Here is a 23,464-nt window from a genome sequence, read left to right as displayed (position 1 = left end):
CCGGCACGCGGCGTGCGACTGCGTGGACAAATACGTGGCCAGATAAGGGAACAGGATTCGCCAGCGCAGGCTGTCATGTATCGGGTCATGATTCGAGCGTCTTCAAGCTGCATCTCAACGCGTGAGGCTGAGTTCGCCGGGTGCGCCGGCCAGTGTCCGGTCGGGGCGGCAGTTGATGATCATGATGATGAGCGTCAGCACATAAGGCGCGGCGTTATACAGGTAGTAGCCGCTCGTCACGCCGATCGACTGGAGCGCGGGACCCAGCGCGCCGGCTGCGCCGAAAAGGAGCGCGGCCCATAGGCAGCGCAACGGCTGCCAGCGAGCATATATCACGAGCGCCACCGCCATCAGACCCTGGCCGCTCGAGAGGCCTTCGTTCCAGCTGCCCGGATAAACCAGCGAAAGATACGCGCCGCCCACGCCCGCGAAAATGCCGCCCACGGCAGTGGCCGCGACGCGAATGCGCGTCAATGGATAACCCATGGCCCGCGCGCTTTCCGCATTCTCGCCGACAAGGCGAAGTGTCATGCCCCAGCGCGTATTGCGCAGCCCCCATTGCAGCAGGAACGACAGCACCACACCGATCACAAACAGAGGGTTGATATGCAGCGCGTTATGCAACTGCGACGAAGCGGCCCAGCGGCCGAGATCGATGGACGGCAGCATGGGTGCCTGCGGTTCGATGAAGGGCTTGCCGAGATAGAATGCGAGCCCGGTGCCGAGCAGCATCAGTGCGATCCCGAATGCGATGTCGGACACGCGCGGCAGCGAGCAGACGAGTCCGTGCAGGCAGCCGAGCACGAGACCCGCTCCCCCCGCCACGATCACGCCGATCCAGGGCGAGCCGGACAGATACGCCGCCGCATAGCCGCTCATCGCCCCGCTCACGAGGATGCCCTCGAGTCCGAGGTTCACGCGACCGCTCTTTTCCGTCAGGCATTCGCCGAGACTGACGAAGAGGTAGGGTGTGCTGACGCGGATGGCACCGGCGAACAACGACAACAGCAGAACGACCAGGGGCGAGTGCATGTCAGGCATGGGTTTGCTCCAGTTGGGTGGTGGCGTCCGCGAGCGCCACCGCTTGCAGCTTCACCCGCCATGCCATGATGCGGCCGCCGAGTGCTTCCCATGCGAGCAGGTTCGCGAACAGCAGACCCTGCAGGACGAGCGTGGTCGCGTCGGGAAGACCAAGCCGGCGTTGCAACAGGCTGCCGCTTGCCTCGATGCCGCCGACCATGAGCGCGCAGACGATGATGGCGAGTGGATTCTGACGCGCCGCAAATGCGACAAGAATGCCCGCGTAGCCATAGCCCGCGAGCAGCGACGCGTTCGCGCTGCCCTGCACGGCTGCCACTTCGAACATGCCGGCGAGTCCGGCCGCCGCCCCACCGAGCGCGCAGGCGGAAAACGCGAGCAGATTGACCGGCAGTCCCACGAGCCGCGCCGCGCGATTGCTGCCACCCGCGACGCGCATCGCAAAGCCTTTGGTGCTGTGCTTGACGAACACCCACGCAGCCACGCATGCGAGCACGCCCCAGAGCAGTCCCCAGTGCACTTCGAGCCCTGGCATCGAGCCGATCGTCAGGGCGTCGGGCACGGCCCGCGTCGACGGTTTGTTGAGGCTCGTGGGATCGCGCAGCGGCCCTTCGACAAGATGCTTGAAGAGTGCGATGGCGATGTACGACATCAACAGGCTGCTGATGGTCTCGTTCACGCCGCGCCACTGGCGCAGCGCCCCTACCGCCCCGATCCATACCGCGCCCGCGAGCATGCCCCCGAGTGCCATCAAAGGCGTCGCGATGAGCCACGACGTACCCTGCGGCACGAGCACGGCGATCACGGCCGCGACCAGCCCGCCGAGCGCGAGCGCACCTTCGCCGCCGATGACGATCAGCCCGACCTGCGCCGGCAACGCAACGCACAACGCCGTCAGCATCAGCGGCGACGCACGCAGCAGGGTGCTTTGCCATGCGAACGACGAGCCGAACGCGCCGTCGAAGATGTAGCCGATCGCATCGAGCACTGGCTGTCCCTGCACCAGTAGGAACAAGGAAAACAGCAACAGTGTGCCGACCAGCGCGCACAGCGTCGGCAGGGCGGGCAGCACCGCGAGGATCAGCCGCGCGGCGGCGGGACTGCCATAAGAGACCGTAGAGCGCATCGCGGCTCCTTGAGGAAATGGGCGGAAGCAGCCGTCGTCAGATCTGGCCGACGACGCCCGCCACGAGGTAGTTCATGCTTTCGAGGGTGATGTCAGTCTGCGAATGGCTCGTACCGGCCGCGATTGCATCGGCGCCCTTGTTGTCCTTCATCGGCCCCTTGAAGATGACGAACTGTCCAGCGACCATCTTTGCCTTGATCGCGTCCGCGTCCGTCTTCGCGGCGGCCGTGACGCTCGCACCGTACGGCGACATCTTCACGAAGCCTTCCCGCAGTCCACCGCGCATGATGTTGGGCTGCGGTTTGCCCGTCTGCGCATCGACGACCAGTTCCTTGAACGGCGTCGCCCAGTCCCATTCGGCTCCCGTCAAGTAGCCCTTCGGTGCGAGTGCCGCCTGGCTTGCGTGGTAGCCGCAGCTCATCGCGCCGCGTTTCTCGGCGGTTTCGATCACGACCTTCGGACCGTCCACGTGACAGGTCAGGACATCGCACCCCTGATCGACGAGGCTGTTGGTCGCCTCAGCCTCTTTGACGGGCATCGACCAGTCGCCCGTGAAGATCACATGCGTCGTGATCGACGGATCGACCGACTGCGCACCGAGTGTGAAAGCGTTGATATTGCGAAGGACCTGCGGAATCGGCTTGGCAGCCACGAAGCCGAGCTTCTTGCTCTTGCTCATATGGCCCGCGACCACGCCATTGAGGTACTGGCATTCGTCGATATAGCCGAAGTAGCTTGCGATATTCGGCGGATTGCCAGCCTTCCACAGGCCGCCGCAGTGTGCAAAGCGGATCTTCGGGTATTTCGCGGCCACCTTGAGCACATGCGGGTCGAAGTAGCCGAATGAGGTCGCGAAGATCAGCGTCGCCCCATCCTGCTCAATCATGGCTTCCATCGTCTTCTGAACCGCAACCGTCTCCGGCACATTTTCTTCCTCGATCACCTTCACGTTGGGCAGCTTCTTGATCACATTGGCCGCCTGTGCCTGCGCCTGGTTATAACCATAGTCGCCGCGCGCGCCGACGTAGATCACCCCGACGGTCAGATTGCTGGCGGCAAACGCCGACTGGAACGGCAAGGCGCTGCCAAGTGCAAGGGCCCCTGCGCCCTTGATGAAATCGCGGCGGTTGGTCATGGTGATCGACTCCTGTGATTGCGGTTATAGAGAGTGTGCGTCGGGACTATGGAGATCGGTTAGCCAGCCAGAAGACATCGCGAGGCTCGCATCGAATGGGAGGTCGGTGTTCATGAGTGCAGGCTTGAATACAAGTTGAAACCTCAGAAAGCATGAGTCATGCCTGGCTGAGTCAGGGCTTCGCCTGGCCTTATGGGATAAGACTTTGAAGGATTCCGGCGAGAGCGGGATCACACGGCAAGACAGTCCACGCCAGATGGATCGCCGACGTCCTTGGTGCATGCCTCTCAAAGCCTTGGTGCATGCTTCCCAAAAATTGGGCGTCAGAGCATGAACGTGGAAAAGACCCTCAGCTTCATTCTCATGAAGCCGGCATCGCCGACCGGTCCGAATGGGCGAGCCAGGGTAATGCGCGGCCGAAGCTCATGTTGGGGCAAGCGCAAGAACGCATGAACGATACCCACGACGCGAGCCACCAGTCGTATCCTTGCGCGGACACAATCCGATGAGGAAAGTTATCCATGCAGCCCATCACCCGCATGATCCTACTCAGCCTCTATCTTGCCGGGGCTTTCACAGGCAACGCGGCCGCAGACGACACGCCTTCGCCGGGCAATGTCGGGCAAGGAAGAATCTCCTTTCAGCAAAACTGCGCGATGTGCCATGCCGACAGTCTCGGGGCTGGAAACATCGCGATCACGCGGCAGGGCCCCAGCCTCGTCGGTGTTCTAGGTCGACGCGCTGGCGCTCTTTCCAACTTCACCTTTTCAAACGCCTTGGGCCAGTCGGGCCTGAGGTGGGACACGGCGACCCTCGATCGCTTCCTTGCCAATCCGACGGCGACGGTCCCCGGCACCACCATGCCGGTTTCGACGCCAGATGCCGGCGATCGCCGGAATCTGATCGCCTATTTATCCACGCTCAAAATGCCGGCCACGGCTTCGCCGACGGCCGCTGCCGCGTCGACACGCACGCCATCCGCTTCGGTCAGCAGCAGCCTCGGCGACTGGCGTCTTGATGCTCCCGGAGTCAAACATCACATCACGCTGGCGGACTTGCCCGCACCCTATAGCACGGCGTCGGCCGGCAACGGCCCACAGGTTTCGAAGCCACCCGCCAACGCTTCTTTGTCGGTGCCACCGGGTTTCACGGCCCGGTTGTTCGCGTCCGGACTGTCGAACCCGCGCATCCTGCGCGTCGCGCCCAACGGCGACATTTTCGTGGCTGAGACAGCCGAGGACCGGATACGGGTATTACGAGCCGCCGACGGGGCCGATGCGCCTTCCGAAAACCAGGTTTTCGCCGACGGCCTCGACCGGCCCTTCGGCATCGCGTTCTATCCACCGGGGAATGATCCGCAATGGGTTTATGTCGCGAACAACAACTCGATCGTGCGCTTCGCCTATCGCAGCGGTGAACTCAAGGCGAGCGGCAAGGCCGAGGTTGTCGTACCGAGCCTCACGGAAAGCCGGGGCGGCCACAGCACGCGCGATGTGGCGTTTTCCCGCGATGGCAAGCGCATGTTCATTTCGGTAGGTTCAGCGTCGAACGTCGCCGACAGCATGAGCAAGAAGAGTCCCCAAGGCATTGCCCGCTGGGAGGCCGAACACGGGCGCGGTGCGGCATGGGACACTGAAGCCAATCGCGCCGTTATTCTCGTGACCGATCCTGAAGGCCGGGCACCTCTGCGTTCCTTCGCAACAGGCATTCGCAACGGCGTCGGCATAGCAGTGGAGCCGGGTACGGGCGATCTCTGGGCTTCGACGAACGAGCGCGACGGGCTCGGAGACGATCTGGTTCCGGACTACATCACCCGGGTCAAGGAAGGCGGATTCTATGGCTGGCCCTGGTACTACCTCGGCAACCATGAAGATCCTCGCCACGCAGGCGAGCGGCCCGATCTTGCGGGGCAGACAATCGCTCCCGATGTGCTGTTGCAGGCGCACTCGGCTTCGCTGGGGATGTGCTTCTATACCGCGACGAAGGGCGCTGCGGCATTCCCTGCCGAGTATCGCGGAGATATCTTCGCGGCTTTTCACGGCTCATGGAATCGCGCCACACGCACCGGCTACAAGGTGGTGCGCGTGCGTCTCGTGCAGGGTGTTCCCACCGGTGAATACGAGGACTTCCTCACCGGCTTCGTCACGAATGAACGGAGCGTCTGGGGCCGACCGGTCGGCGTGGCGGTGGCTCGCGACGGAGCGCTGCTCGTGTCTGAGGACGGCAACGGCACGATATGGCGCATCGCTTATGTGGGCCGTTGATCCGTAGTTACGCCCCAGAACGCACCCTTGAGGCTAAGGACCCAAATCGACACCCCATCCCCACCACGGGCCGGTCACACCGACGACGGAATAAAGTCGCAATCTCACACGTCCAGTGACTACCATGACCAACGGCAGGAGAGGAGTGCGGCTATGAACTCAGTCCTTAAAGCGTTGTGCGCCGTCGCGAGCAGTGCGGCATTGGCAAGTCTTGTCGCATGTGGCGGTTCCGACTCAAACAACATGCAATCATTTACCGCGACCACGCTGGTGTCAGATGGCGCCGTCGCCGCTCCCCACACCGACGTGAACCTGAAAAACGCATGGGGCGTTGCCTTCAATCCGCAGGGTTTCGTCTGGGTCGCGGACAACGCAACCTCGGTGGCGACGCTCTACGATGGAAACGGCGTGCCGCAATCGCTCATCGTCAGCATTCCGAACGGCAGCAGCGGTCCCGCGAATCCCACCGGCATCGTTTTCAACGGCACGACGGAGTTCACCATTAGCCAGGGTGGCAAGTCCGGGGTAGCCGCATTCATCTTTTCAGGCGAGGGCGGGACCATCACCGCATGGTCACCCACGGTCAGTCCGACGGCCGCCATCGTCATGTTCGACGACGGGAGCGGCGGCGCGGTCTACAAAGGGCTCGCACTCGCGAGCAATGGCGGAGCGAACTTCCTCTACGCCACCGATTTTCACAACAACAAGGTCGATGTGTTTGACACGAACTTCGCAAAGGTGGTGGTACCCGGCAAGTTCCAGGATCCGAACCTGCCGGCGGGCTTCGCGCCATTCGGCATTCAGGCGATCGGGGCAAAGCTCTTCGTGACCTATGCCCAACAGGATCCTGCGGCGCACGACAATCTCGACGGCGCGGGCTTGGGGTTCGTCGATGTGTTCGATCCGGCAGGCAATCTGTTGCAGCGATTCGCATCGGCTGGTCCGCTGAATGCGCCTTGGGGCGTTGCACAAGCGCCGGCCAACTTTGGCCAGTTCAGTGGTGACGTTCTGGTGGGCAACTTCGGCGACGGCGCGATAAACGCATTCGACCCGGCGAGCGGCAAATCCCTCGGCACCGTCATGCTGTCGAACGGAACCGCGTTCGTGCAGGGAGGGCTATGGGGAATCGCCTTCGGCAACGGGCTCGACAATCAGCCTGTGAACACGTTGTTCTTTGCTGCGGGACCGAACGACGAGGTGAACGGCACCTATGGACGCATCGACGTGAAGATGTAAAGGTCGTCGCGCGCGTTTTTGCGAACGATGAAACGCGCGCTTTCACTGCACCCATTCGACTCGTCGTCAGGCACTACAGTGAATACGTGCAAGAAGCCCCATCAAAATCGGACGGGTCATTTCGCTTGCGTATGTTGCGTGACGCGACGGGTTTGAGACAACGCTTCCGACGCCCGAGGCGAGCACCCTGATTTTCGCAGCGGGGAGTAGTCGTGGTCGCAGGGGCGGCCTTCCTGACACGCTGCACGACACTTGATCTGGACGGCCCGACGTCAAGCGCCATGTGCTGGCGCCGCGGCGTGCGTACCGCCCAACTTGAACACGCTGACCACCTGCGCCAGATTGCCGGCCTGGCCCTGGAGGGACTCGGCTGCCGCCGCGGCTTCTTCCACCAGCGCCGCGTTTTGCTGCGTCACTTCATCCATCTGGCTCATGGCCTTGTTGATCTGCTCAATCCCCGCGCTCTGCTCCTCGCTGGCGGCGCTGATCTCGCCCATGATGTCGGTGACGCGCTGCACGCTGGTCACGATCTCGTTCATCGTGGCCCCGGCCTCGCTCACCAGTTTGCTGCCCACGCCGACCTTGTCCACCGAGTCGTCAATCAAGGTTTTGACTTCCTTGGCCGCTGCCGCGGAGCGTTGTGCCAGGTTTCTGACTTCGGCTGCGACCACCGCAAAGCCCCTGCCATTTTCCCCCGCACGGGCCGCTTCCACTGCCGCGTTCAACGCGAGGATATTGGTCTGGAAAGCGATGCCGTCGATCACGCCAATGATGTCGACAATCTTCGTGGCTGAGGCGTTGATCGAGCCCATCGTGTCGACGACTTGCAGGACGACTGCGCCCCCCTTGAGCGCCACTTCGGAGGCCGACACCGCCAACTGGTTCGCCTGCCGGGCGTTGTCGGCATTCTGTTTGACGGCACTGGTCAGCTCTTCCATCGCGGCGACGGTCTCTTCGAGCGAACTCGCCTGCTCTTCGGTGCGGGACGACAGATCCTGATTGCCGCTCGCAATCTGGCTCGATGCAGTCGCGATCGTTTCCGTGCCTACACGCACTTCGCTCACGGTCCTTTTCAGACTTTCATTCATCTTCTCGAGGGCTTGCAGTAGCTGGCCAGTCTCATCCCTGGTCTGTACGACGATGCGACTGGTCAAGTTGCCGGACGCGACCGTCTGCGCGACCTTCACTGCTTCACGCAAGGGTTGTGTTATCGAGCGTGTGATGACACAAGCTAAACCGATACTGATCAATACGGCCGCCAGTCCCAGACCGATCATCATATTGCGGGCTGACTCGATGTTTTGCCTGGCTTCGGTACCACCGGCATCCACCAGCTTATTTTGCAGATCCACCATGGCCGTGACATCTCCCTGGAGAACATCCAGGGCGGGAAGCGTTTCGCCACTCATCGTGCTGACGGCCTCATCCCGCTTTTTCTTTGCCAGCAAACTGGCGACCTTGCCGAAGGAGGTCACATACGCCGCGCGTGATGCCTTGATCTTCGCTAGTAACGTCTTTCCTTCGGATGTGTAAGTCAGCTTGTCGAGCGTCTCAAGCGCCTCGTCGATGGTCTTCTTGTTGCCGTCGATCGATTGATAAATCCTGCTGACCTTGTTTTTGTCGCTCGTGGTGAACAGCTCCATGGTCCGCCGCGCATTGTCGCGCGTCATGGCATTGATGGTCTGCGCCGCACCGGTCTTAACCCAATCCTTACCGACAATCCTGTCGTTGATGTCGCTGATGCTGGTTAAGCGGATCAGGCCGACCGCAATCAACGCCACCATCAGCGCCATCACAAGCCCGAAGCCAACGCCTAGCCGAGCACCAATTTTCATATTCGTCAGACTCATTCCATTTCTTCCGGTTGACACATGTTGCAGTCCATTTCAAGTACGGTTCGTAACGTCGATTCGGTGCGGCAAATAAAAACGCGTCCCGTGAGCCCAGTCGGAAGAGACGGGTTCCAGCTATCCCGGCATCAAACAACGCGCGGGGCCGTCCGCCTGTATGACCGCTCAGCAAAGCACGCGGGCCCCTGTCGTTTCAGGAGTGCGCCCAGCTATCCACCAACTTGTCGCTCTCCCGAGCTTCGATGCAGCTTAGAAGGCGGGCACGCAAGCCTGCGGTGAGCGCGACTTCTTTGTCGTTGGCCGACGGTGCCAACCGTTAATATCAGCCGTAAATCCGGTGCCACCGCTGCTCACGTGCTGGGAACTGGCCCTCGACGTACGGGTCAGTCCGCTCGGACAGCGAGTAGTCCAACAGCAGGTTGGACTGGTTCCACTTCGGATCCGACACGCCCGAGAGGCTGGAGCCCTATTGACACCTGGCCAATTTCTGACCCGGAGTGGCGAGAATCGCATTCGTGCGGTTAGCAATGCAGAGTGATATTTGGCGGGTATCCGCCCCTTCCGTTGAACATGTCCAGAGCAAGCGAATTGACGCCCGATCAGGGGTGTCGGTGCTATAGGGGATTCGATGCTGCCGCAGTGAGCGGCCAGTACTTGCTATCTATTCTTTCGACGTGAGACCGAAATCTCGTGCCGCCCAATCGCATTTGGTGCGCTACATTCACTATTCATACGGATATCGGCTTGGGCCGGACCAAGCGCAGGGCAAAAGATGAAAAACTATCTTCTCAAAACAATTCTTGACTAGATGCGGCATTGTCGGTATTTCCGCGCCTGCTGCCGGGCGCCGGCAGGCGAGAACCGGCCAAGAACCGACGGTCGCGGTATCGCTTCGACGGACCGAAGTCTGGTTCGAAGCGGCCAGTCGGATCGTTGAGGTTGTGATGCCCGAGTGATACGCGCTATCAGTCGCTTGACTGCGCGCACCCTCGAGCGTCCTTTCATGCGGAAGCCGGAAATCGATCTAAGCGATGGTCCAGTGCCGCGATATGAAACTTGCGATCTGGTCCAACGCGTATCGAGCGCTTGCAAGCTCTTGCGTGCATCGCTGGAACACGTGGTGGAGTCCCTCGAAGATCTCAAGCTGGACCGTGGTCCCCTGCTTTGCTGCCTTACTGCCATACCGGCGAGCGTCGTCGAGCAGCAGTTCGTTCGTTCCTACCTGAAACGCGATCGGCGGCAAGTGGTCGGGAATGCTGTATAGCGGTGACGCGCGTCCGTCGGTGGGGTCGGCCGGTCCCAGGTAGGTGGCGGCGGCATTGGCGAGCACCGGTCGCTTGAAAATGGGATCGTGCGTCTCATCACTGAGAAGCGAAGGACCCGTCAATGCAAGATCGAGCCACGGCGAAAAGGCGGCGATGCATTGGACGTTCGACGCCCCGCGCGCATCAGCCCCGAGGGCCGTTAGCGCGAGACCGCCACCTGCCGAGTCGCCGACCAGTGCGATCTCGCGAATACCAGACCTTGCCATCCATTGCAGCGCTGCGACCGTGGCATCGTATGCGGCTGGAAATGGATGCTCGGGCGCGAGCGGATAGTCGAGAACAAACGTGTCAACCTTGGCGCGCACCGCGATCTGACTCGCAAACCCGCGATAGGCCTCTGCGGACCCGAGCATGAAGGCGCCGCCGTGCAGAAATAGAATCGCGCGATCGGCGGGGGCGGATTCTGGGCGAATCCACCAGCCTTTTACGCCCTCGCTATCGACACTTTCAAGATCGACGTTATCGGCGGTCGGCGTCTGTGCCGTCATGGCGTCGTACGCTTCACGCATCGTTCCTTTGAATCCCGAAAAATGCTTCTGGTACCGGCAAGAACCGATATCTCGGCCTCACGGTCGTCTTCACGCAAGCCGTGCCGGACTTCGGTCAGGCTCTTGTGGTTTTCGATGGTCATCGTTGCTCTCCTTTGTGGCGTTAGCACTTCGTCAGTGGATGAGACAATATCGTTTCCCAGCAGTATCTATAAGAAGGCTCCCAGGAATACAATCGATTCCAGGCAGGAAGTATTGGAGGGGAGATGGATCGGCTGGACGCGCTCAAACTTTTCATTCGCATCGTCGACGGCGGGAGTTTCGCTGCCGCGGCGCGCGAGATCGGGGTCGGCCAACCTGCGGTCAGCAAACAGATTGCGTCACTCGAACGGTATCTGGGCGCTCAACTCGTCCGACGAACGTCACGCAGCATGACGCTGACCGAGGCCGGTCAATCGGTCTATGAAGCGGGCTTACGGATCATTGGAGACTTCTCTGAACTCGAGTCGTCCGAGGAGTCGGCAGGCTGACCGTTTTTGATCGAAAGGTCGAACCCTTCCTCGACCAGATTCACGGTGCGCTCCGTTGCCGACAGGTCTACCGATAGATGCGGGTATCTTGCGAAGAGCGCCGGCAGATGCAAATTTGCCGACCGGCGGCATCGGGTCGACAAGCGAAGTTCCCCACCGAACACGATAACCCGGCCACGCAAGCGAGCGCTTATGCCAGTAAATCGACCTTGGAAAGTTCTTCACAAAGCGCAATGAGCCGGTTCTGGAGAATAGCGTCCTTTGCCTGCGGGTTTGGAGCGAGCGGCCGCAGGTGGTAAAAGTACTGGCCCGTCACCTGAGCTTGCGGATCGTCACTGGCGGCGAGCCAGGCTTGGGTGCGATGCGCCTGATCCATATCGTCGGGCGCACCGGGACCACCCATCCGGGTAGGTACCCAGCCAGGTTCAAGCGCGTTGGAAAAAATTCGGGCCAGCGACGGGCAATTGCGAATGCCATCATTGCATCATGCAGCTTGCTTTCGGCATAAGCCGCGGATCCGTTCCAGCGACGCTTGCGCCAGAGAATGTCGTCGAGATTGGCATCAGCCTGGCGGTGCATGCCCGAGCTCAGATAGACGAGCCGCTTCGGCTTCTCGATCAGCGCGGTCAGGATGTAGGCGGACAGCGTGTTGATCGCGAAGACATGCGGCAGACCCTCCGTGGTGAGGCGCTCGCCTTCGCGATAGCCGACCGCGGCATTGTGGATCACCGTATGGAAGCGGCCGAGTTCGTTGACGCGCGCAGCAAGCGCCTTGGCGCCGGCGATGGTTTCAAGGTCACCCACGACCACGGCCTCGGCCTTGGGTAACGCGCGCCGGGCAACTTCTGCGCGGGCGGCGTTCCTGGCATGCAGGACAACCTGGTGCCCTTGCGCGACAAGCAGTTCGCCCGCCATGAAACCGAGGCCCGTGGACGAGCCGGAAATGAATATGCGTGCCATGTGAATTCTCCTGTACTGGATGGAGAACCGGCGACACAGGCGTCGCCGGTTCCGAGGATGAGATGCTCAGCGTGCGGAGCGGCGGCTGATCAGGACGAGGACCGCGCCAAGAACCGCGCTTGCCGCGCCGAGCAGAATAGACCGCGGCGTATCCGAACTGGCCGGCAACAAGGCCGGCCGCGGGCCCGGCAATGCCATAGGCAATGTCGAGGAAGGCGACGAAAGCGTCCATCGCACTGCCGCGATTCGCCGGCAGCACGCGCTTGAGCGCCTCGACACCTAGCACCGGAAAGACCAGCGCGCAGCCAAGGCCGGTGACAAACGCCCCCCGAGCGCCACGATCTCGTACGGCGCGGCCCACAACTCCGCTTGGCCGATGGCTTCGATGGCAAGCGACCAAAGCGTTACGCGGTAGCCGCCGATGCGATCGGGCAGATGGCCGAACACTATCCGCATCAGGATGAAGCTCTCAGGACGAGACGCAGCATTTCGAGAATTGACGTTGACGGGTTCAATATCTCTGACTAGAGTCAGAGATATGAGCGCATCCGACATTCTTCAGGTTCGTAGCTTCAATCGCATAGTCGCCGAAAGCATTGGCGCTATCGATGATCATTTTCTCGGACGGGGCCGCCCAATGGGTGAATCACGCCTCTTATGGGAGATCGGAGTTGACGGTGCGGATGTTCGTACTCTCCGCGCGCGGCTGAATCTTGATTCAGGCTATCTCAGCCGTACGTTGGCCTCGCTTGAACGACAGAAACTTGTCGCTGTCCTCACTCATGCGGGCGACCGGCGCGTGCGTCGGGCCTGCCTGACGCAGACCGGCCTCAAGGAGAGGTCGGAACTCGAACGGCTCTCTGACTCGGTCGCTTCGCGTGCACTCGAACCGCTAGGCGATGAGCAGCGCCGGAGACTTGTCGCAGCAATGTCTGAAGTTGAGCGTTTGCTACAGCCATCTCTGGTGCATTTCGCGCTTGAAGATCCGGACAGCGATGACGCGCGGTGGTGCTTTGAACAATATTTCGGCGAACTCGATGAACGCTTTGAAGCAGGATTCGACCCGTCCATAAGCCTGTCAGCGGATGCCGATGAACTAACGGCGCCGGAGGGCGCGTTGATCCTCGCGAGACTCCATGGAAGCGCGATCGGATGCGTCGCGCTGAAGTTTCATAAGAAGTCACCGGCAGAGCTCAAAAGGATGTGGGTGAGCCCTTCTGCCCGCGGTATGGGTGTAGGCCGCCGGTTGATTGTTGAGGCTGAGAAACGTGCTCGACAGAGCAGCGTGCGCATTATTCGCCTGGAAACAAATCGAGCGCTACCCGAGGCGGTTTCTCTATACCGGCAATCCGGGTACGTTGAAGTCGGTGCGTTCAACGCAGAACCCTATGCCCATCACTGGTTCGAAAAGCGACTGGTCTGAAAGTCCGCAAGTCGGTCGCCAAATAGAAGCGTATCCGACAGGAGACATCTCATGTGCCGCTGGCTCGCCTATTCCGGCAATCCGCTTCAGCTCGAAACGGTGTTGTTCAACGCGAAGCATTCGCTGATCGATCAGAGCCTGCATTCTCGGCTCGGCCACACGACCACCAACGGTGACGGCTTCGGGATTGGCTGGTACGGCCATCCGACCGATATTCCGTTTCGCTACCGCTGCATCCAGCCCGCATGGAGCGACCGCAATCTGCGCGAAGCGGCGCGGGCGATCCACGCGCCGATGTTCGTCGCGCACGTGCGCGCGGCGACCGACACGCCGTCGCAGGAAACCAACTGCCATCCGTTCCGCCATGGCCGCTGGCTGTTCGCGCACAATGGCCTGGTACGCAACTATCCGGCGGTGCGCCGCGATCTGATGGTCGCGATCGCCCCCGAACTGTTCCCGTCGATCGAAGGCTCGACCGATTCCGAAGTGCTGTTCTTCCTCGCACTGACCTTCGGCCTGGAGTTGGCCCCGGTCACCGCGCTCGAACGGATGGTGGCGTTCGTCGAGGAAACCGGCCGCCGCCACGGCGTCGATGAACCGCTGAACATGACCGTCTGCGCAACCGACGGCGAGCAGATCGTCGCGGCGCGCTATTCGAGCGAAAGGCAGTCACGCTCGCTGTTTCACAACACGTCATTCCGTCATCTGCACGAGTTGTATCCCGACGATCCGCGCATCGCGATGGCCGGCCAGGATGCGTTTCTGGTTCTGTCGGAGCCGCTCGCCGATTTGCCGGGCTGGTGGCAGGAGATTCCGGAGAGCACGGTGATGGTGGCGCGCGGCGGCGAAATCGAGCAGTTTCCGTTCGAGCCTCAAGTGGCTTGAGTGGCAGGAACCCACCGTTCGGGGTGGCATGAAACGCCGTACGTTTGGCATGCTGCGATGCATCAACTCGCTTGGATATGAGTCGCCCGCATCACATACTTACCTCAAGCGAACGCCGTCGGATAGCTAGCCACGATCAGGAAATATCGTGCAGTGCCAGAAAAGCTTCTGCGTGCACAACGGCAAAGCTTTTCCGTCAAATGGCAAAGCTCAGATGGCCATCAATCGAACCGGGTATACGTATGCTTTTCACTCTCCTATTAGAACGCCTCGACCGCTGGCTACAAGATGCCCGCCGGACCCGCTGTGATGAATACCTCGCGGCTTCGAAGGATATTGCCGAGCTTGAGCGTCGGATGAAAGAGTGTGACGGTTAGCTCGGGCCGGCGCCGGTCGGGAGCGATTCACGATAGCGACGCCAAGGCCCCGTTCTAGTAGCCGCCGCGATACACCTTGGTCGCGGTGAGTGTGTGCAGCGCGCTTGAGCCGATCGGGCACGCGCTTCCGGGTGAGGCGTGCGTCGCCGGCGAGGTTTGCGACGCAATCGAGCGCGTGCCACCGCACGTGCTCTTGCCGGTGGCGGGCACGTCCATGTACGCGACGGAAGCAATTGGGCTTGCAGTGGCGGCAGGCTCGTGCGCGAGGGTGCTGGAATGGATCAAGGCGAAGCGGGCAAACGCGGCGCAAAAACGTAAAGAGGCCTTCATTTCAGACTTCCTGGGTCAAGGTTCACGATGAATGCAAGCCGCGACCATGCAGGAATCATTCGGCGGCTGTTGCCGCATTGCAGCGCGTCTTGAGAGCGTGTGTGAGTGCGAGAGCCATGCCAGGTGCCACCCCGCAGCGGATACCGAAGCGCAGGCCATTGAAAATTAAAGACTTTTCCGTAAACGACCCCCGCCTCGAGGTGCCGCGCACGCGCCGTGCGGTCGCGCGCCCCAACGACGGATTTCGTGACTGTCACGAAATCTCGGGAACGTCACGCCTTGCGCGTGATGGCAAGCCGCTTCATGCGCGACTCCAGCGTCGTGGGCCTGAGTCCGAGGCGCTCGGCCGCACCGGCCTTGCCGCTGACACGCCAGCCGGTCTGTTCGAGAGCCTTGAGAATATGAGCCCGCTCGGCATCCTCGAGCGTCAGCGCATCGCGGGCGGTGGGCGTCACATCCCTGAACCAGTCACCGAGTGCGAGCTGACTGCCTTGCGTGAGAATGACCGCGCGTTCGATGACGTGCTGCAATTCTCGGACATTGCCCGGCCACCGGTAGCCCTGAAGCACACCTAACCGCGCCTCGGGAACGGCGTCGATGTGCTTGCCATACTTCGCCGCATAACGACGTACGAAATACGCGACGAGGGGCGCGATGTCCCCGGTGCGCTCGCGCAGTGGAGGCAGCGCGATGGGAAATACGTTGAGACGATAGTAAAGGTCGGCGCGAAACCGCCCCGCCGCGGCCTCCTCGGCCAGACTCCGATTGGTGGCGGCGATGATGCGCACGTCGACCTTCTGGGTACGGGTACCGCCGAGGCGTTCGAATTCGCCGTCCTGCAGCACACGCAGAAGCTTCGCCTGCAGGTCCAGCGCGAGTTCGCCTATTTCGTCGAGGAACAGCGTCCCGCCGTCGGCCAGTTCGAAGCGGCCCGCCTTGCGCGCCACTGCTCCGGTAAAGGCGCCCTTCTCGTGCCCGAACAGTTCGCTCTCGATGAGGTTGGCCGGCAGCGCCGCGCAGTTGAGCTTGACGAGCGGCTTGTTCCCGCGCGCGCTCTTGCGGTGGATCGCCTGCGCGATCAGTTCCTTGCCCGTGCCCGTCTCACCGCTCACGAGCACGGATGCGTCGGTGCCGGCGACCTGACGCACCTGCTCCAGGACGTGGTGCAGTCCGGCAGCGCCAACGAGTTCTTCGCCCGCCTGGGCTTCGAGCAATTCCTCCTGGAGGTAGCGATTCAAGCCGCGCAACTGGCCAACCTCGGCTTCGGCCTGCCTGCGCTCCTCGATATCGCGCAGGATGAGGATGTAAATCGTCTGGCCGCCGGCTTCCGCACACGACAGGCTGGCTTCGATCCGGAATGCCTCGCCATCGGCGCGCACAGCGCTATGCCCTTCCGGCACCCAGATCGGCGCGGGCCGTCCGTCGCAGCGCATGTAGTCGCCGAGCACACGGCACAGACGCGCCGCAAGGAACTGTTTGCAGAACCGGCCGACGGCGGCGCTCGCCGGGCAGCGGAACACACGCTCGGCAGCGCGGTTGAAAAGCGTGACGCGGCCTTCGTGGTCGAGCGCGACGATCGCGTCCATCGCCGATTCGATGATCCGGGACAGCCGCTCCTCGCTTTCCTGGAGCCGCTGTCGAAGCTGCTTCAACTCGAGGTGGATGCTGACACGGGCGAGTACTTCTTCGTGCTGGAACGGCTTGGTGATGTAATCGACGGCGCCGAGTTCAAGGCCCCTCACCTTGTCAACGGTATCGGTCAGGCCGGTCATGAAGATGATGGGAATGTCACGGGTCGCGGGATTCGCCTTGAGTTGCCTGCAGGTCGCGAAGCCGTCCAGCCTCGGCATCATCACGTCGAGCAGAATGATATCCGGCCGCACATAGTTGACCTGCTCCAGCGCGCTTTCGCCGTCTTCGGCGACCGAGACCGCGAAACGGTCGCCGCTCAGCAGATCGAGCAGGATGGAGAGGTTGGCCGGTACATCCTCCACGACGAGGATCAGCGGTCTGTCTGTGTCGGCCGGACTCATGGCGCGCCCGCGAGAGCCTTGAGCCACCGCCGCAGCTCCTTCATCTGGTATGCCTCGCCCAGCGTCCGTATGTGGGCGGCAAAGGGCGAGTAGGTCCGATCGCCCGCTTCCAGTTCGTTCACCTCGCGCAGTAATTGCCTGACGTCGCCCCGCGAAGCGAGGTCGATGAGCCGTCGCAGTTGTCGTGAGGACGGTGCACTCAGCGGCATCGGGTGCTCAGGCTCGCTGCGCGCGTCGCCGGAACGATGAAGCTGCGTGAGTCCGAGATGCGCGCACAGGAGGTCGAGCAGCTTTTCCTGGCGGAAAGGCTTCGGGATAAACTCGTCGGCGCCGGACTCGATGCAGCGCGCGCGGTTATGTTCGAATGCGCTCGCGGAGATCGCGAGGATGACCGTACCCGCGAGCTCCGGCATCGCGCGTATCCGTGCGGTTGCGGCGAGACCGTCGAGGCGTGGCATCCGCATGTCCATCAGGATCGCGTCGGGTCTCAGGCGTACTGCCTCCTGCACCGCCGCGAGGCCGTCCGCTGCCTCGTACACCTCGAAGCCAAGCGGAGCCAGCAGGTCGCGCAACAGGGCGCGGCCGTCCTCCTCATCGTCCACGACCAGCACGCGGCGCCTCTCGCCCGCGACACCCGTGACGGGCCGGCTTGCGGCCAAGTGGGGCTGGGTCGAAAGCGGCGGTAGCTCCAGTTCGAACCAGAAGCGGCTGCCCTCCTGCGGCCGGCTGGCGACCTGCAATTCGCCTCCCAGCAGGTGCACGAGCCGTTTGCTGATCGCGAGCCCAAGACCTGTGCCGTCTACGACCATGGTTGGATCGCGCACCTGGTGAAAGACGTCGAAGATCTCGGAAAGGTGCTCGGGCTGGATACCAATGCCTGTGTCCTCCACGGCAAAGCAGACACGCCGCTCGCGCATGCCCGTTTGCAGGACGACCCCGCCTTGCCGCGTGTACTTGATGGCGTTATCGAGGAGATTCATCAACACCTGGCGCAGGCGGCGTTCGTCGGTACAGACCACGGACGGAACGTCGGACGACTGCTCGCAGGTGAACGCGAGCCCTCTCGCCTGGGCACGGCTGCGCATGATCTCCGCGATGCCTTCGAGCAAGCGGTGCAGATCGAAGGGGTCGGCAACGATGTCCAGCGTGCCGGCTTCGATCTTGGCCATGTCGAGGATCTCGTCGATCAGTCCGAGCAGGTGCTCCCCGGATTGCCGGATGACAGTGAGCGCCTTGCATTGCCGCTCCGACAGCTCCTCCTCGCGCTGCAACAGTTGCGCGTAACCGAGAACGTTGTTGAGCGGCGTGCGCAATTCGTGGCTCATGCTGGCGAGAAATTCGGACTTCGCGCGGCTGGCGGTTTCCGCTGCCTCCTTGGCCTCGTTCAACTCTGCCTGCGTGCGCTTACGCTCGCTGATATCGATAATGCTGCCGCGCACCAGCCGGCGTGCGGCATCGGGCAGTCGAACCAGCCGGACCTCGCACGGAAAGAGATCGCCCGCCGGGCTCACGTGCGTCCATTCGAATACCGGCACGCCACCACTAAGCGCCTCCAGCACCTTCTCGCGTGCCGCCTCGCTCGAAAGGCGGCCATCGGGTTGGCGCTCGGGGCTCAACTCGACCGGTCCCAGGCGCAGCAAGGTGTCGCGATCGTATCCGTAAAGGCGCGCGGCTTGCCCATTCGCGTCGACAAAGCGCAGTGTATCGACGTCCAGCAGCGTGATCGCATCGGGCGAATAGGCCAGCATGGTCGAGAAGCGCTGCTCGCTCGCGCGCAGGGCCTGCTCGGTGCGCGAGCGTTCCCCGATATCGATGATGCTGCCGCGCACCAGCCTGCGACTTGCGTGAGGGAGGCGAACCAGCCGGATCTCGCAGGGTATGAGCGCGCCCGCGGCATTCTGATGCACCCACTCGAATACCGGGGTGCCGCCCTCGAGCGCAACGTCGAGGTACTCGCGCCGGGCCTCACGCGACAGGCGGCCGTCCGGCTGCCGCTCCGGGCTGAGTCGGGTCGGATCGATCTGCAGGAGCGCATCGCAGTCCCGCCCGAAAAGCAACGCGGCCTGCTTGTTCACCTGAATATAGCGGTCGGCCTCCACGTCGAACACAAGGATGGCGTCAGGCGCGTAGGCAACGAGCGTGGCGAGACGCTGCTCGCTCTCACGCAGCGCCTCTTCGGCACGCCTGCGTTCGTGGCGTTCGACGGCAAGCGCGATCAGATTCGCAAGCACGATGCCAAACAGGCGGTCCTCAGGCGTCCACGGCAATGCAGGTCCGACCTGTTCGAGACACAGCACGCCATCAACGCGGCCGTGCAGGTGGATCGGGATGTCCAGCATGGCCGTGACGCCCAGTGGCGTGAGATAGCTGCCGGTAAATTCCTGGGTGCGAGGGTCGGTGGACGCTTCGTCTGCGACGATGGCTTCGCTCGTCGCAAGTGCCTGAAAATAGGCAGGGTAAAGTTCGGCCTCAAGCTCGGCGCCAACGCTGTGCCTGTTGAGACCACACTCAAAGAGGTCGAGACAGCGAATCGCCGAACGCGTCTCCGTGTAGCGCCACAGGCTCACACGCTCGACACACATCAACTGTGCCGCCGTCTGCGTGATGAACTGCAGCGTCTGCTCGAGGCTCTCGCTCTGGTACACGTCGATGCGCGTCAGTGCTGCCAGCGCCGCCTGCTGTTCGAGTAGGCGTTCGCGTCTGCCCGGCTGCGAGGATGGTCGCTGCGAAGTCATCACCGTGATTCTTCCTCAGGCTCTGTAAAAAGGCTTCACAGAGGCAGGATCTGAAACGAGGCTTCGTCTATTCGTGCCTCACCGGCCCGTCATAACGGATTTTCGTAGTGCCCGCACCTTTCAGCGTACTTACTGTACACCCGCCGCACGGGCTTAGATAGCTTCGCGAATCACGCCTCACGCCTCACGCCTCACGCCTCACGCCTCACGCAGCGTGCCAGCGATTCGACTGGCGTTCTCTTTCATGACTTCCACAACGAAATGGATCACCGCCCCGCACCGGGCCGGCCAGCAAAACCCCCACGCCGGTAGACGCAAATCGGCGTGATCAGCGGAGTGCTCGACAGACTTGTTCCGCCGTACGTCGCGTATCAAGCCCGGTCTGTCGCGAGGGGGGCGCGTCGAATTCAAAAATGGGCGTGGAACGCTTTGCAAACTGAGACGGATGGTCAAGTCCGCCAATAAATACATGACAGGCTCCCTATCGGACCAAAGTGGCTCAAACCGGCCACGAAAAAAATGTAACGGGTAAGGATGTCGCCTGCTGGTTACTCAATCTAAAAAGCTCGCAAACTAATGAAACTGTCTTTCGTCCAGAAGCTTTGGCTACCACTGGTCCTGAGCCTGCTGTGTCTCGCCGGAATATCGATCAATAGCGCTTACCAGACTCGAGGTATGCGTCTGGACGAGCGCAAGGCGGACCTGAAACACGCGTCGGAGATCGCACTCATTGTCGTCAAGACCTTCGGCGACCAGGTAGCCGCCGGGTCCATGGCCGAAGCGGAAGCCCAAAAACGGGCGATGGACAGCATCCGGAAAATGCGGTACGGCGAATACGGTTACTTCACGATCTTCAATTCTTCGCCGACGATCCTGATGCATCCCACGCGTCCGGAGCTGAATGGCAGGAACGTGAGCGACTTCACCGATTCGAACGGTGTTCGCCTCTACAAAGACACGGTCGATCTCATCAAGCGCGACGGTCAGGGCTTTATCTCGTATGCGTTTCCGAAGCCCGGTGCGACAGAATCCACTCCCAAAATCTCCTACAGCGTGGCCTATCAGCCGTGGGACTGGATCCTCCAGACGGGGATTTACGTCGACGACATCAATGCGGCATTCCGCTCGACTCTGTACCAGAGCCTCGGAATTCTGGTGGTACTGGCTGGCGCCCTGTCGGTCATCGCCGGGCTGCTCAACCGGGGCATCTTCCGTTCGCTGGGCGGCGAGCCGTCCTATGCTGCCGAGATTGCCAACCAGATTGCCAGCAACGATCTGACTGCCGTGGTGAAGACGGCACCAGACGACCGCTCGAGCCTGCTGTTTTCAATGAAGCGCATGCAGGAGCAGCTCACGCAAACGATCGGCACGATCAAACTATCGGCCGACTCGATCGCGACCGCCACGCATCAGATTGCCGCGGGCAACCAAGACCTCTCACAGCGCACCGAAGAGCAGGCCGCCTCGCTCGAGGAAACAGCGTCGAGCATGGAGCAACTGACCTCTACGGTCACCCAGAATGCCCACAATGCCAGCCAGGCCGACCAGCTTGCGGCCCAAGCCGCCCAGGTGGCGGAACAGGGTGGAGCCGTTGTGTCACGCGTGGTCGAAACCATGGAGGGCATCAACGCCAGCTCGGACAAGATCGCCAATATTGTCGGCATCATCGAGGGCATCGCCTTCCAGACCAACATCCTCGCATTGAACGCTGCCGTCGAAGCAGCGCGGGCGGGCGAGCAGGGGCGAGGGTTTGCGGTGGTGGCTTCGGAAGTACGTTCGCTGGCACAGCGCTCCTCGGCGGCGTCCAGGGAAATCAAGGAACTGATCCACGATTCCGTGCAGCGGGTGCATGCGGGCGCCGGCCATGTCCGGGAAGCGGGTGCAAAGATGCATGAGATCACCCACGAGATCCGACGCGTGACCGACATCATGGGTGAGATCACCACCGCCTCGCGGGAACAGAGCAAGGGCATCCGCCAGGTCAACCAGGCCGTCACGCAGATGGACGAAGTCACGCAGCAGAACGCGGCGCTGGTCGAACAGGCGGCCGCCGCCGCCAGCTCGCTCAAGTCACAGGCGAACGATCTGAAAGCCTCTGTTTCGATGTTCAGGCTGAACGATGGCCGCGAAACTGCCGGTTGATCAGTAGCGCAAGACCGACGCGCGGCACCGCGTCTCATCGCGAGCCGCCCAGACCACTCCCTGAGAAACTGGGCAATTGACTATTCATCGGGTTGAAAGTGGTTGCCGGTTTCGCGGGCGTGGCCGAAGGATCGGAGTTCACGTAATTCTTCACGACGGGCGGCAAGTAAAAGAAACGCCAGCCACCGTATGTCGGCTGCTTATCAAAATCCTCATATTGCCGCGGAAATCCGGCCAGCTTGATCGGCGCCGCAGTTGAACTGCTATACACGCCATAGATGCGATCGCCCTGCCTCATGAGAACCCAGTCGTTTTGCCCGGTGACCGGATCAACCCACGCGCGGCGCAGATGATGCATCGGCATCGGAAAGCGTGTGTCGTTCAGCAGATCGTCGATCGACGCTGGGAGAACGCGACCCGCGCGGTAGTAGCGAAGGATCGCGAGACGGTATTGATCGCCGGCGAACAACAGTTGCCGCTCGCGTTCACGTTGTCGTTCGAGTGACCAGACGTCGAGCGCGCCCAAAAGCGCAATCGACACGAGCATCAACGCAATCAGGAGCGCCAGCATGACAAGCCCGTCCTCGCGCGTCGTCGATGAACGGGGTCGCTGACCAGCATGACTTGTGCGGCCTGCAACGTTCATTGCCCCGCTCCTGCCTGGTCTCGCGACGAGCCCTCCGGGCTGCTGGCCGGCGCGATGTCATACACACCCGCTTTGCTTTCGTCCGGCGACGCAATCACCGTCCATTTGTCGTCGCCATTGACGGGGTCGACAGGGATCGCGCGCAGATAGTGCTTCGTGACCAGTTCATCGAGCGTCTCCGGGTACTGGGCGTTATCGCCGTAGTACTTGTCGATGGCATCGCGCATCACCGCGACGTTCTGCTGCCGAACCTGTTCCTTGCCGCGATCGATACTGTGCATATACCGAGGCAGCGCAATCGTCAGCAACAGTCCGATGATCGCCATCACGACGACCAGTTCGATCAGCGTGAAGCCGCGGATTCTGAGCACAGTGCGGGAGTTCATGATGCGGGTCACCACTGGCTGTAGGGAATGCCGTTGATACCGACGCGATCGGTTTTCGACGACACGTCGAACACATCCTTGCCGGCGCGGGAATTGTCAGATGACTCGCTGGCGCCGAGCTCATCCGGAGGCTGACCGAATGCGCGCACGTTCCATGTGTCTTCGGGGACAATCTGGGGTTCCCCGGAGAAGAACGGATCGCGGGGCACGCGGCGAAGAAACATCAGCAGACCGCCTTTCGGATCCTTCGCGTTCTTCACACCCGTGACGAGCACGGCGAGTGACGGCGGATAACCGGACGCGTCCGCCTCCCTTTCTACGAGGCCCGTGTCGCTTGCTTCCTTGTAGGCGTCGAGTGCGGTCCGGATCTCCCGCAAGGCCGCGCTCAATTGTTGTTCCTTCTGACGCTGCACGATCAATTCTGAAAACGGCATCATCGCGAGAGCGAGAATACCCACTAGCGCAAGCGTAATGACGAGTTCGATCAGCGTGAAACCACGTTGATCGGGTCGCACGCGGCAACGCGAACGGTCGGCGTCTGGTGGGGTACGCATG

The 23,464-nt window shown here is 61.8% G+C and carries 19 protein-coding genes; 6 read left to right on the top strand and 13 right to left on the bottom strand.

The window, feature by feature from the left end; genetic code table 11:
- Window positions 1-114: 114 nt before the first annotated feature.
- The 3 genes from HV670_RS14365 to HV670_RS14355 are packed head-to-tail and all read right to left on the bottom strand — an operon-like array spanning window position 115 to window position 3,299.
- Entirely contained in the window at window positions 115-1,041 is a 927-nt protein-coding gene (locus HV670_RS14365; protein ID WP_175105461.1) for an ABC transporter permease, read from the bottom strand.
- Window positions 1,034-2,164: an ABC transporter permease gene (locus HV670_RS14360; protein ID WP_175105460.1), complete on the bottom strand. Its 1,131-nt coding sequence runs from the start codon at window positions 2,162-2,164 to the stop codon at window positions 1,034-1,036. The genes HV670_RS14365 and HV670_RS14360 overlap by 8 nt, the downstream gene beginning before the upstream one ends.
- Before the next feature lie 37 nt (window positions 2,165-2,201).
- Window positions 2,202-3,299: a BMP family ABC transporter substrate-binding protein gene (locus HV670_RS14355; protein WP_175105459.1), complete on the bottom strand. Its 1,098-nt coding sequence runs from the start codon at window positions 3,297-3,299 to the stop codon at window positions 2,202-2,204.
- Between the two features lie 521 nt (window positions 3,300-3,820).
- On the opposite strand from HV670_RS14355, the gene HV670_RS14350 reads away from it, so the two are divergent.
- Both HV670_RS14350 and HV670_RS14345 read left to right on the top strand, forming a co-directional pair.
- Entirely contained in the window at window positions 3,821-5,563 is a 1,743-nt protein-coding gene (locus HV670_RS14350) for a PQQ-dependent sugar dehydrogenase (protein WP_175105458.1), read from the top strand.
- 153 nt (window positions 5,564-5,716) lie between these two features.
- On the top strand, window positions 5,717-6,799 hold the full coding sequence (locus HV670_RS14345) for a TIGR03118 family protein (RefSeq protein ID WP_175105457.1): 1,083 nt from the start codon (window positions 5,717-5,719) through the stop codon (window positions 6,797-6,799).
- 272 nt (window positions 6,800-7,071) lie between these two features.
- Here HV670_RS14345 and HV670_RS14340 read toward each other — a convergent pair whose 3' ends face one another.
- A complete protein-coding gene (locus HV670_RS14340) occupies window positions 7,072-8,649 on the bottom strand; it encodes a methyl-accepting chemotaxis protein (protein WP_175105456.1) in 1,578 nt (525 codons plus the stop codon).
- A gap of 1,024 nt (window positions 8,650-9,673) precedes the next feature.
- Window positions 9,674-10,483 (bottom strand): alpha/beta hydrolase, encoded by an 810-nt coding sequence (locus tag HV670_RS14335; RefSeq protein WP_246257419.1) that lies wholly within the window; start codon window positions 10,481-10,483, stop codon window positions 9,674-9,676.
- A gap of 245 nt (window positions 10,484-10,728) precedes the next feature.
- On the opposite strand from HV670_RS14335, the gene HV670_RS14330 reads away from it, so the two are divergent.
- Window positions 10,729-10,992, top strand: a complete 264-nt coding sequence (locus HV670_RS14330) for a LysR family transcriptional regulator (protein ID WP_246257417.1) — start codon at window positions 10,729-10,731, stop codon at window positions 10,990-10,992.
- 312 nt (window positions 10,993-11,304) lie between these two features.
- On the opposite strand, the gene HV670_RS14325 is transcribed toward HV670_RS14330, so the two are convergent.
- On the bottom strand, window positions 11,305-11,952 hold the full coding sequence (locus HV670_RS14325) for an SDR family NAD(P)-dependent oxidoreductase (protein ID WP_246257413.1): 648 nt from the start codon (window positions 11,950-11,952) through the stop codon (window positions 11,305-11,307).
- A 279-nt stretch (window positions 11,953-12,231) separates the two neighbouring features.
- Window positions 12,232-12,507 carry a hypothetical protein gene (locus HV670_RS14320; protein ID WP_175105455.1) on the bottom strand — a complete coding sequence of 92 codons (276 nt, stop codon included), beginning with the start codon at window positions 12,505-12,507 and terminating at the stop codon, window positions 12,232-12,234.
- On the opposite strand from HV670_RS14320, the gene HV670_RS14315 reads away from it, so the two are divergent.
- Window positions 12,491-13,375, top strand: a complete 885-nt coding sequence (locus tag HV670_RS14315) for a bifunctional helix-turn-helix transcriptional regulator/GNAT family N-acetyltransferase (RefSeq protein WP_175105454.1) — start codon at window positions 12,491-12,493, stop codon at window positions 13,373-13,375. The genes HV670_RS14320 and HV670_RS14315 overlap by 17 nt on opposite strands.
- A gap of 51 nt (window positions 13,376-13,426) precedes the next feature.
- The gene (locus tag HV670_RS14310; protein ID WP_175105453.1) at window positions 13,427-14,260 is read left to right on the top strand and encodes a class II glutamine amidotransferase; all 834 of its coding nucleotides are present in this window, start codon (window positions 13,427-13,429) and stop codon (window positions 14,258-14,260) included.
- Window positions 14,261-14,691: 431 nt separating this feature from the next.
- Here HV670_RS14310 and HV670_RS14300 read toward each other — a convergent pair whose 3' ends face one another.
- The 3 genes from HV670_RS14300 to HV670_RS14290 all read right to left on the bottom strand — a co-directional run bounded on the left by HV670_RS14300 (window position 14,692) and on the right by HV670_RS14290 (window position 19,735).
- The gene (locus HV670_RS14300) at window positions 14,692-14,967 is read right to left on the bottom strand and encodes a hypothetical protein (RefSeq protein ID WP_175105451.1); all 276 of its coding nucleotides are present in this window, start codon (window positions 14,965-14,967) and stop codon (window positions 14,692-14,694) included.
- Between the two features lie 272 nt (window positions 14,968-15,239).
- Window positions 15,240-17,027, bottom strand: coding sequence for a sigma 54-interacting transcriptional regulator (locus HV670_RS14295; protein ID WP_425511427.1), 1,788 nt, complete (start codon window positions 17,025-17,027; stop codon window positions 15,240-15,242).
- Window positions 16,997-19,735: an ATP-binding protein gene (locus HV670_RS14290; RefSeq protein WP_175105450.1), complete on the bottom strand. Its 2,739-nt coding sequence runs from the start codon at window positions 19,733-19,735 to the stop codon at window positions 16,997-16,999. Before HV670_RS14290 ends, HV670_RS14295 begins: the two co-directional genes overlap by 31 nt.
- A gap of 576 nt (window positions 19,736-20,311) precedes the next feature.
- Between HV670_RS14290 and HV670_RS14285 the strand changes: the two genes are divergently transcribed.
- Window positions 20,312-21,877 carry a methyl-accepting chemotaxis protein gene (locus tag HV670_RS14285; protein WP_175105449.1) on the top strand — a complete coding sequence of 522 codons (1,566 nt, stop codon included), beginning with the start codon at window positions 20,312-20,314 and terminating at the stop codon, window positions 21,875-21,877.
- A 34-nt stretch (window positions 21,878-21,911) separates the two neighbouring features.
- Here the strand turns inward: HV670_RS14285 and HV670_RS14280 are convergent, their stop codons facing one another.
- The 3 genes from HV670_RS14280 to HV670_RS14270 are packed head-to-tail and all read right to left on the bottom strand — an operon-like array spanning window position 21,912 to window position 23,463.
- Window positions 21,912-22,523: a type II secretion system protein gene (locus HV670_RS14280; RefSeq protein WP_175105448.1), complete on the bottom strand. Its 612-nt coding sequence runs from the start codon at window positions 22,521-22,523 to the stop codon at window positions 21,912-21,914.
- On the bottom strand, window positions 22,520-22,909 hold the full coding sequence (locus HV670_RS14275; protein ID WP_175105447.1) for a type IV pilin protein: 390 nt from the start codon (window positions 22,907-22,909) through the stop codon (window positions 22,520-22,522). Before HV670_RS14275 ends, HV670_RS14280 begins: the two co-directional genes overlap by 4 nt.
- 8 nt (window positions 22,910-22,917) lie before the next feature.
- A complete protein-coding gene (locus tag HV670_RS14270; protein ID WP_175105446.1) occupies window positions 22,918-23,463 on the bottom strand; it encodes a type II secretion system protein in 546 nt (181 codons plus the stop codon).
- Between the last annotated feature and the right edge of the window lies 1 nt (window position 23,464).

It is taken from the genome of Pararobbsia alpina, assembly GCF_902859895.1.
Taxonomy (GTDB): domain Bacteria; phylum Pseudomonadota; class Gammaproteobacteria; order Burkholderiales; family Burkholderiaceae; genus Pararobbsia; species Pararobbsia alpina.
Note: the sequence above shows the minus strand (reverse complement) of the source record. Positions and strands in the feature narration are given on the sequence as shown.

What these genes read in the sequence shown, in the direction of transcription:
- HV670_RS14365 (WP_175105461.1), bottom strand. Translation starts at nt 1,041, where the DNA reads ATGCCTGACATGCACTCGCCCCTGGTCGTTCTGCTGTTGTCGTTGTTC.
- HV670_RS14360 (WP_175105460.1), bottom strand. Translation starts at nt 2,164, where the DNA reads ATGCGCTCTACGGTCTCTTATGGCAGTCCCGCCGCCGCGCGGCTGATC.
- HV670_RS14355 (WP_175105459.1), bottom strand. Translation starts at nt 3,299, where the DNA reads ATGACCAACCGCCGCGATTTCATCAAGGGCGCAGGGGCCCTTGCACTT.
- HV670_RS14350 (WP_175105458.1), top strand. Translation starts at nt 3,821, where the DNA reads ATGCAGCCCATCACCCGCATGATCCTACTCAGCCTCTATCTTGCCGGG.
- HV670_RS14345 (WP_175105457.1), top strand. Translation starts at nt 5,717, where the DNA reads ATGAACTCAGTCCTTAAAGCGTTGTGCGCCGTCGCGAGCAGTGCGGCA.
- HV670_RS14340 (WP_175105456.1), bottom strand. Translation starts at nt 8,649, where the DNA reads ATGAGTCTGACGAATATGAAAATTGGTGCTCGGCTAGGCGTTGGCTTC.
- HV670_RS14335 (WP_246257419.1), bottom strand. Translation starts at nt 10,483, where the DNA reads ATGCGTGAAGCGTACGACGCCATGACGGCACAGACGCCGACCGCCGAT.
- HV670_RS14330 (WP_246257417.1), top strand. Translation starts at nt 10,729, where the DNA reads ATGGATCGGCTGGACGCGCTCAAACTTTTCATTCGCATCGTCGACGGC.
- HV670_RS14325 (WP_246257413.1), bottom strand. Translation starts at nt 11,952, where the DNA reads ATGGCACGCATATTCATTTCCGGCTCGTCCACGGGCCTCGGTTTCATG.
- HV670_RS14315 (WP_175105454.1), top strand. Translation starts at nt 12,491, where the DNA reads ATGAGCGCATCCGACATTCTTCAGGTTCGTAGCTTCAATCGCATAGTC.
- HV670_RS14320 (WP_175105455.1), bottom strand. Translation starts at nt 12,507, where the DNA reads ATGTCGGATGCGCTCATATCTCTGACTCTAGTCAGAGATATTGAACCC.
- HV670_RS14310 (WP_175105453.1), top strand. Translation starts at nt 13,427, where the DNA reads ATGTGCCGCTGGCTCGCCTATTCCGGCAATCCGCTTCAGCTCGAAACG.
- HV670_RS14300 (WP_175105451.1), bottom strand. Translation starts at nt 14,967, where the DNA reads ATGAAGGCCTCTTTACGTTTTTGCGCCGCGTTTGCCCGCTTCGCCTTG.
- HV670_RS14290 (WP_175105450.1), bottom strand. Translation starts at nt 19,735, where the DNA reads ATGACTTCGCAGCGACCATCCTCGCAGCCGGGCAGACGCGAACGCCTA.
- HV670_RS14285 (WP_175105449.1), top strand. Translation starts at nt 20,312, where the DNA reads ATGAAACTGTCTTTCGTCCAGAAGCTTTGGCTACCACTGGTCCTGAGC.
- HV670_RS14280 (WP_175105448.1), bottom strand. Translation starts at nt 22,523, where the DNA reads ATGAACGTTGCAGGCCGCACAAGTCATGCTGGTCAGCGACCCCGTTCA.
- HV670_RS14275 (WP_175105447.1), bottom strand. Translation starts at nt 22,909, where the DNA reads ATGAACTCCCGCACTGTGCTCAGAATCCGCGGCTTCACGCTGATCGAA.
- HV670_RS14270 (WP_175105446.1), bottom strand. Translation starts at nt 23,463, where the DNA reads ATGCGTACCCCACCAGACGCCGACCGTTCGCGTTGCCGCGTGCGACCC.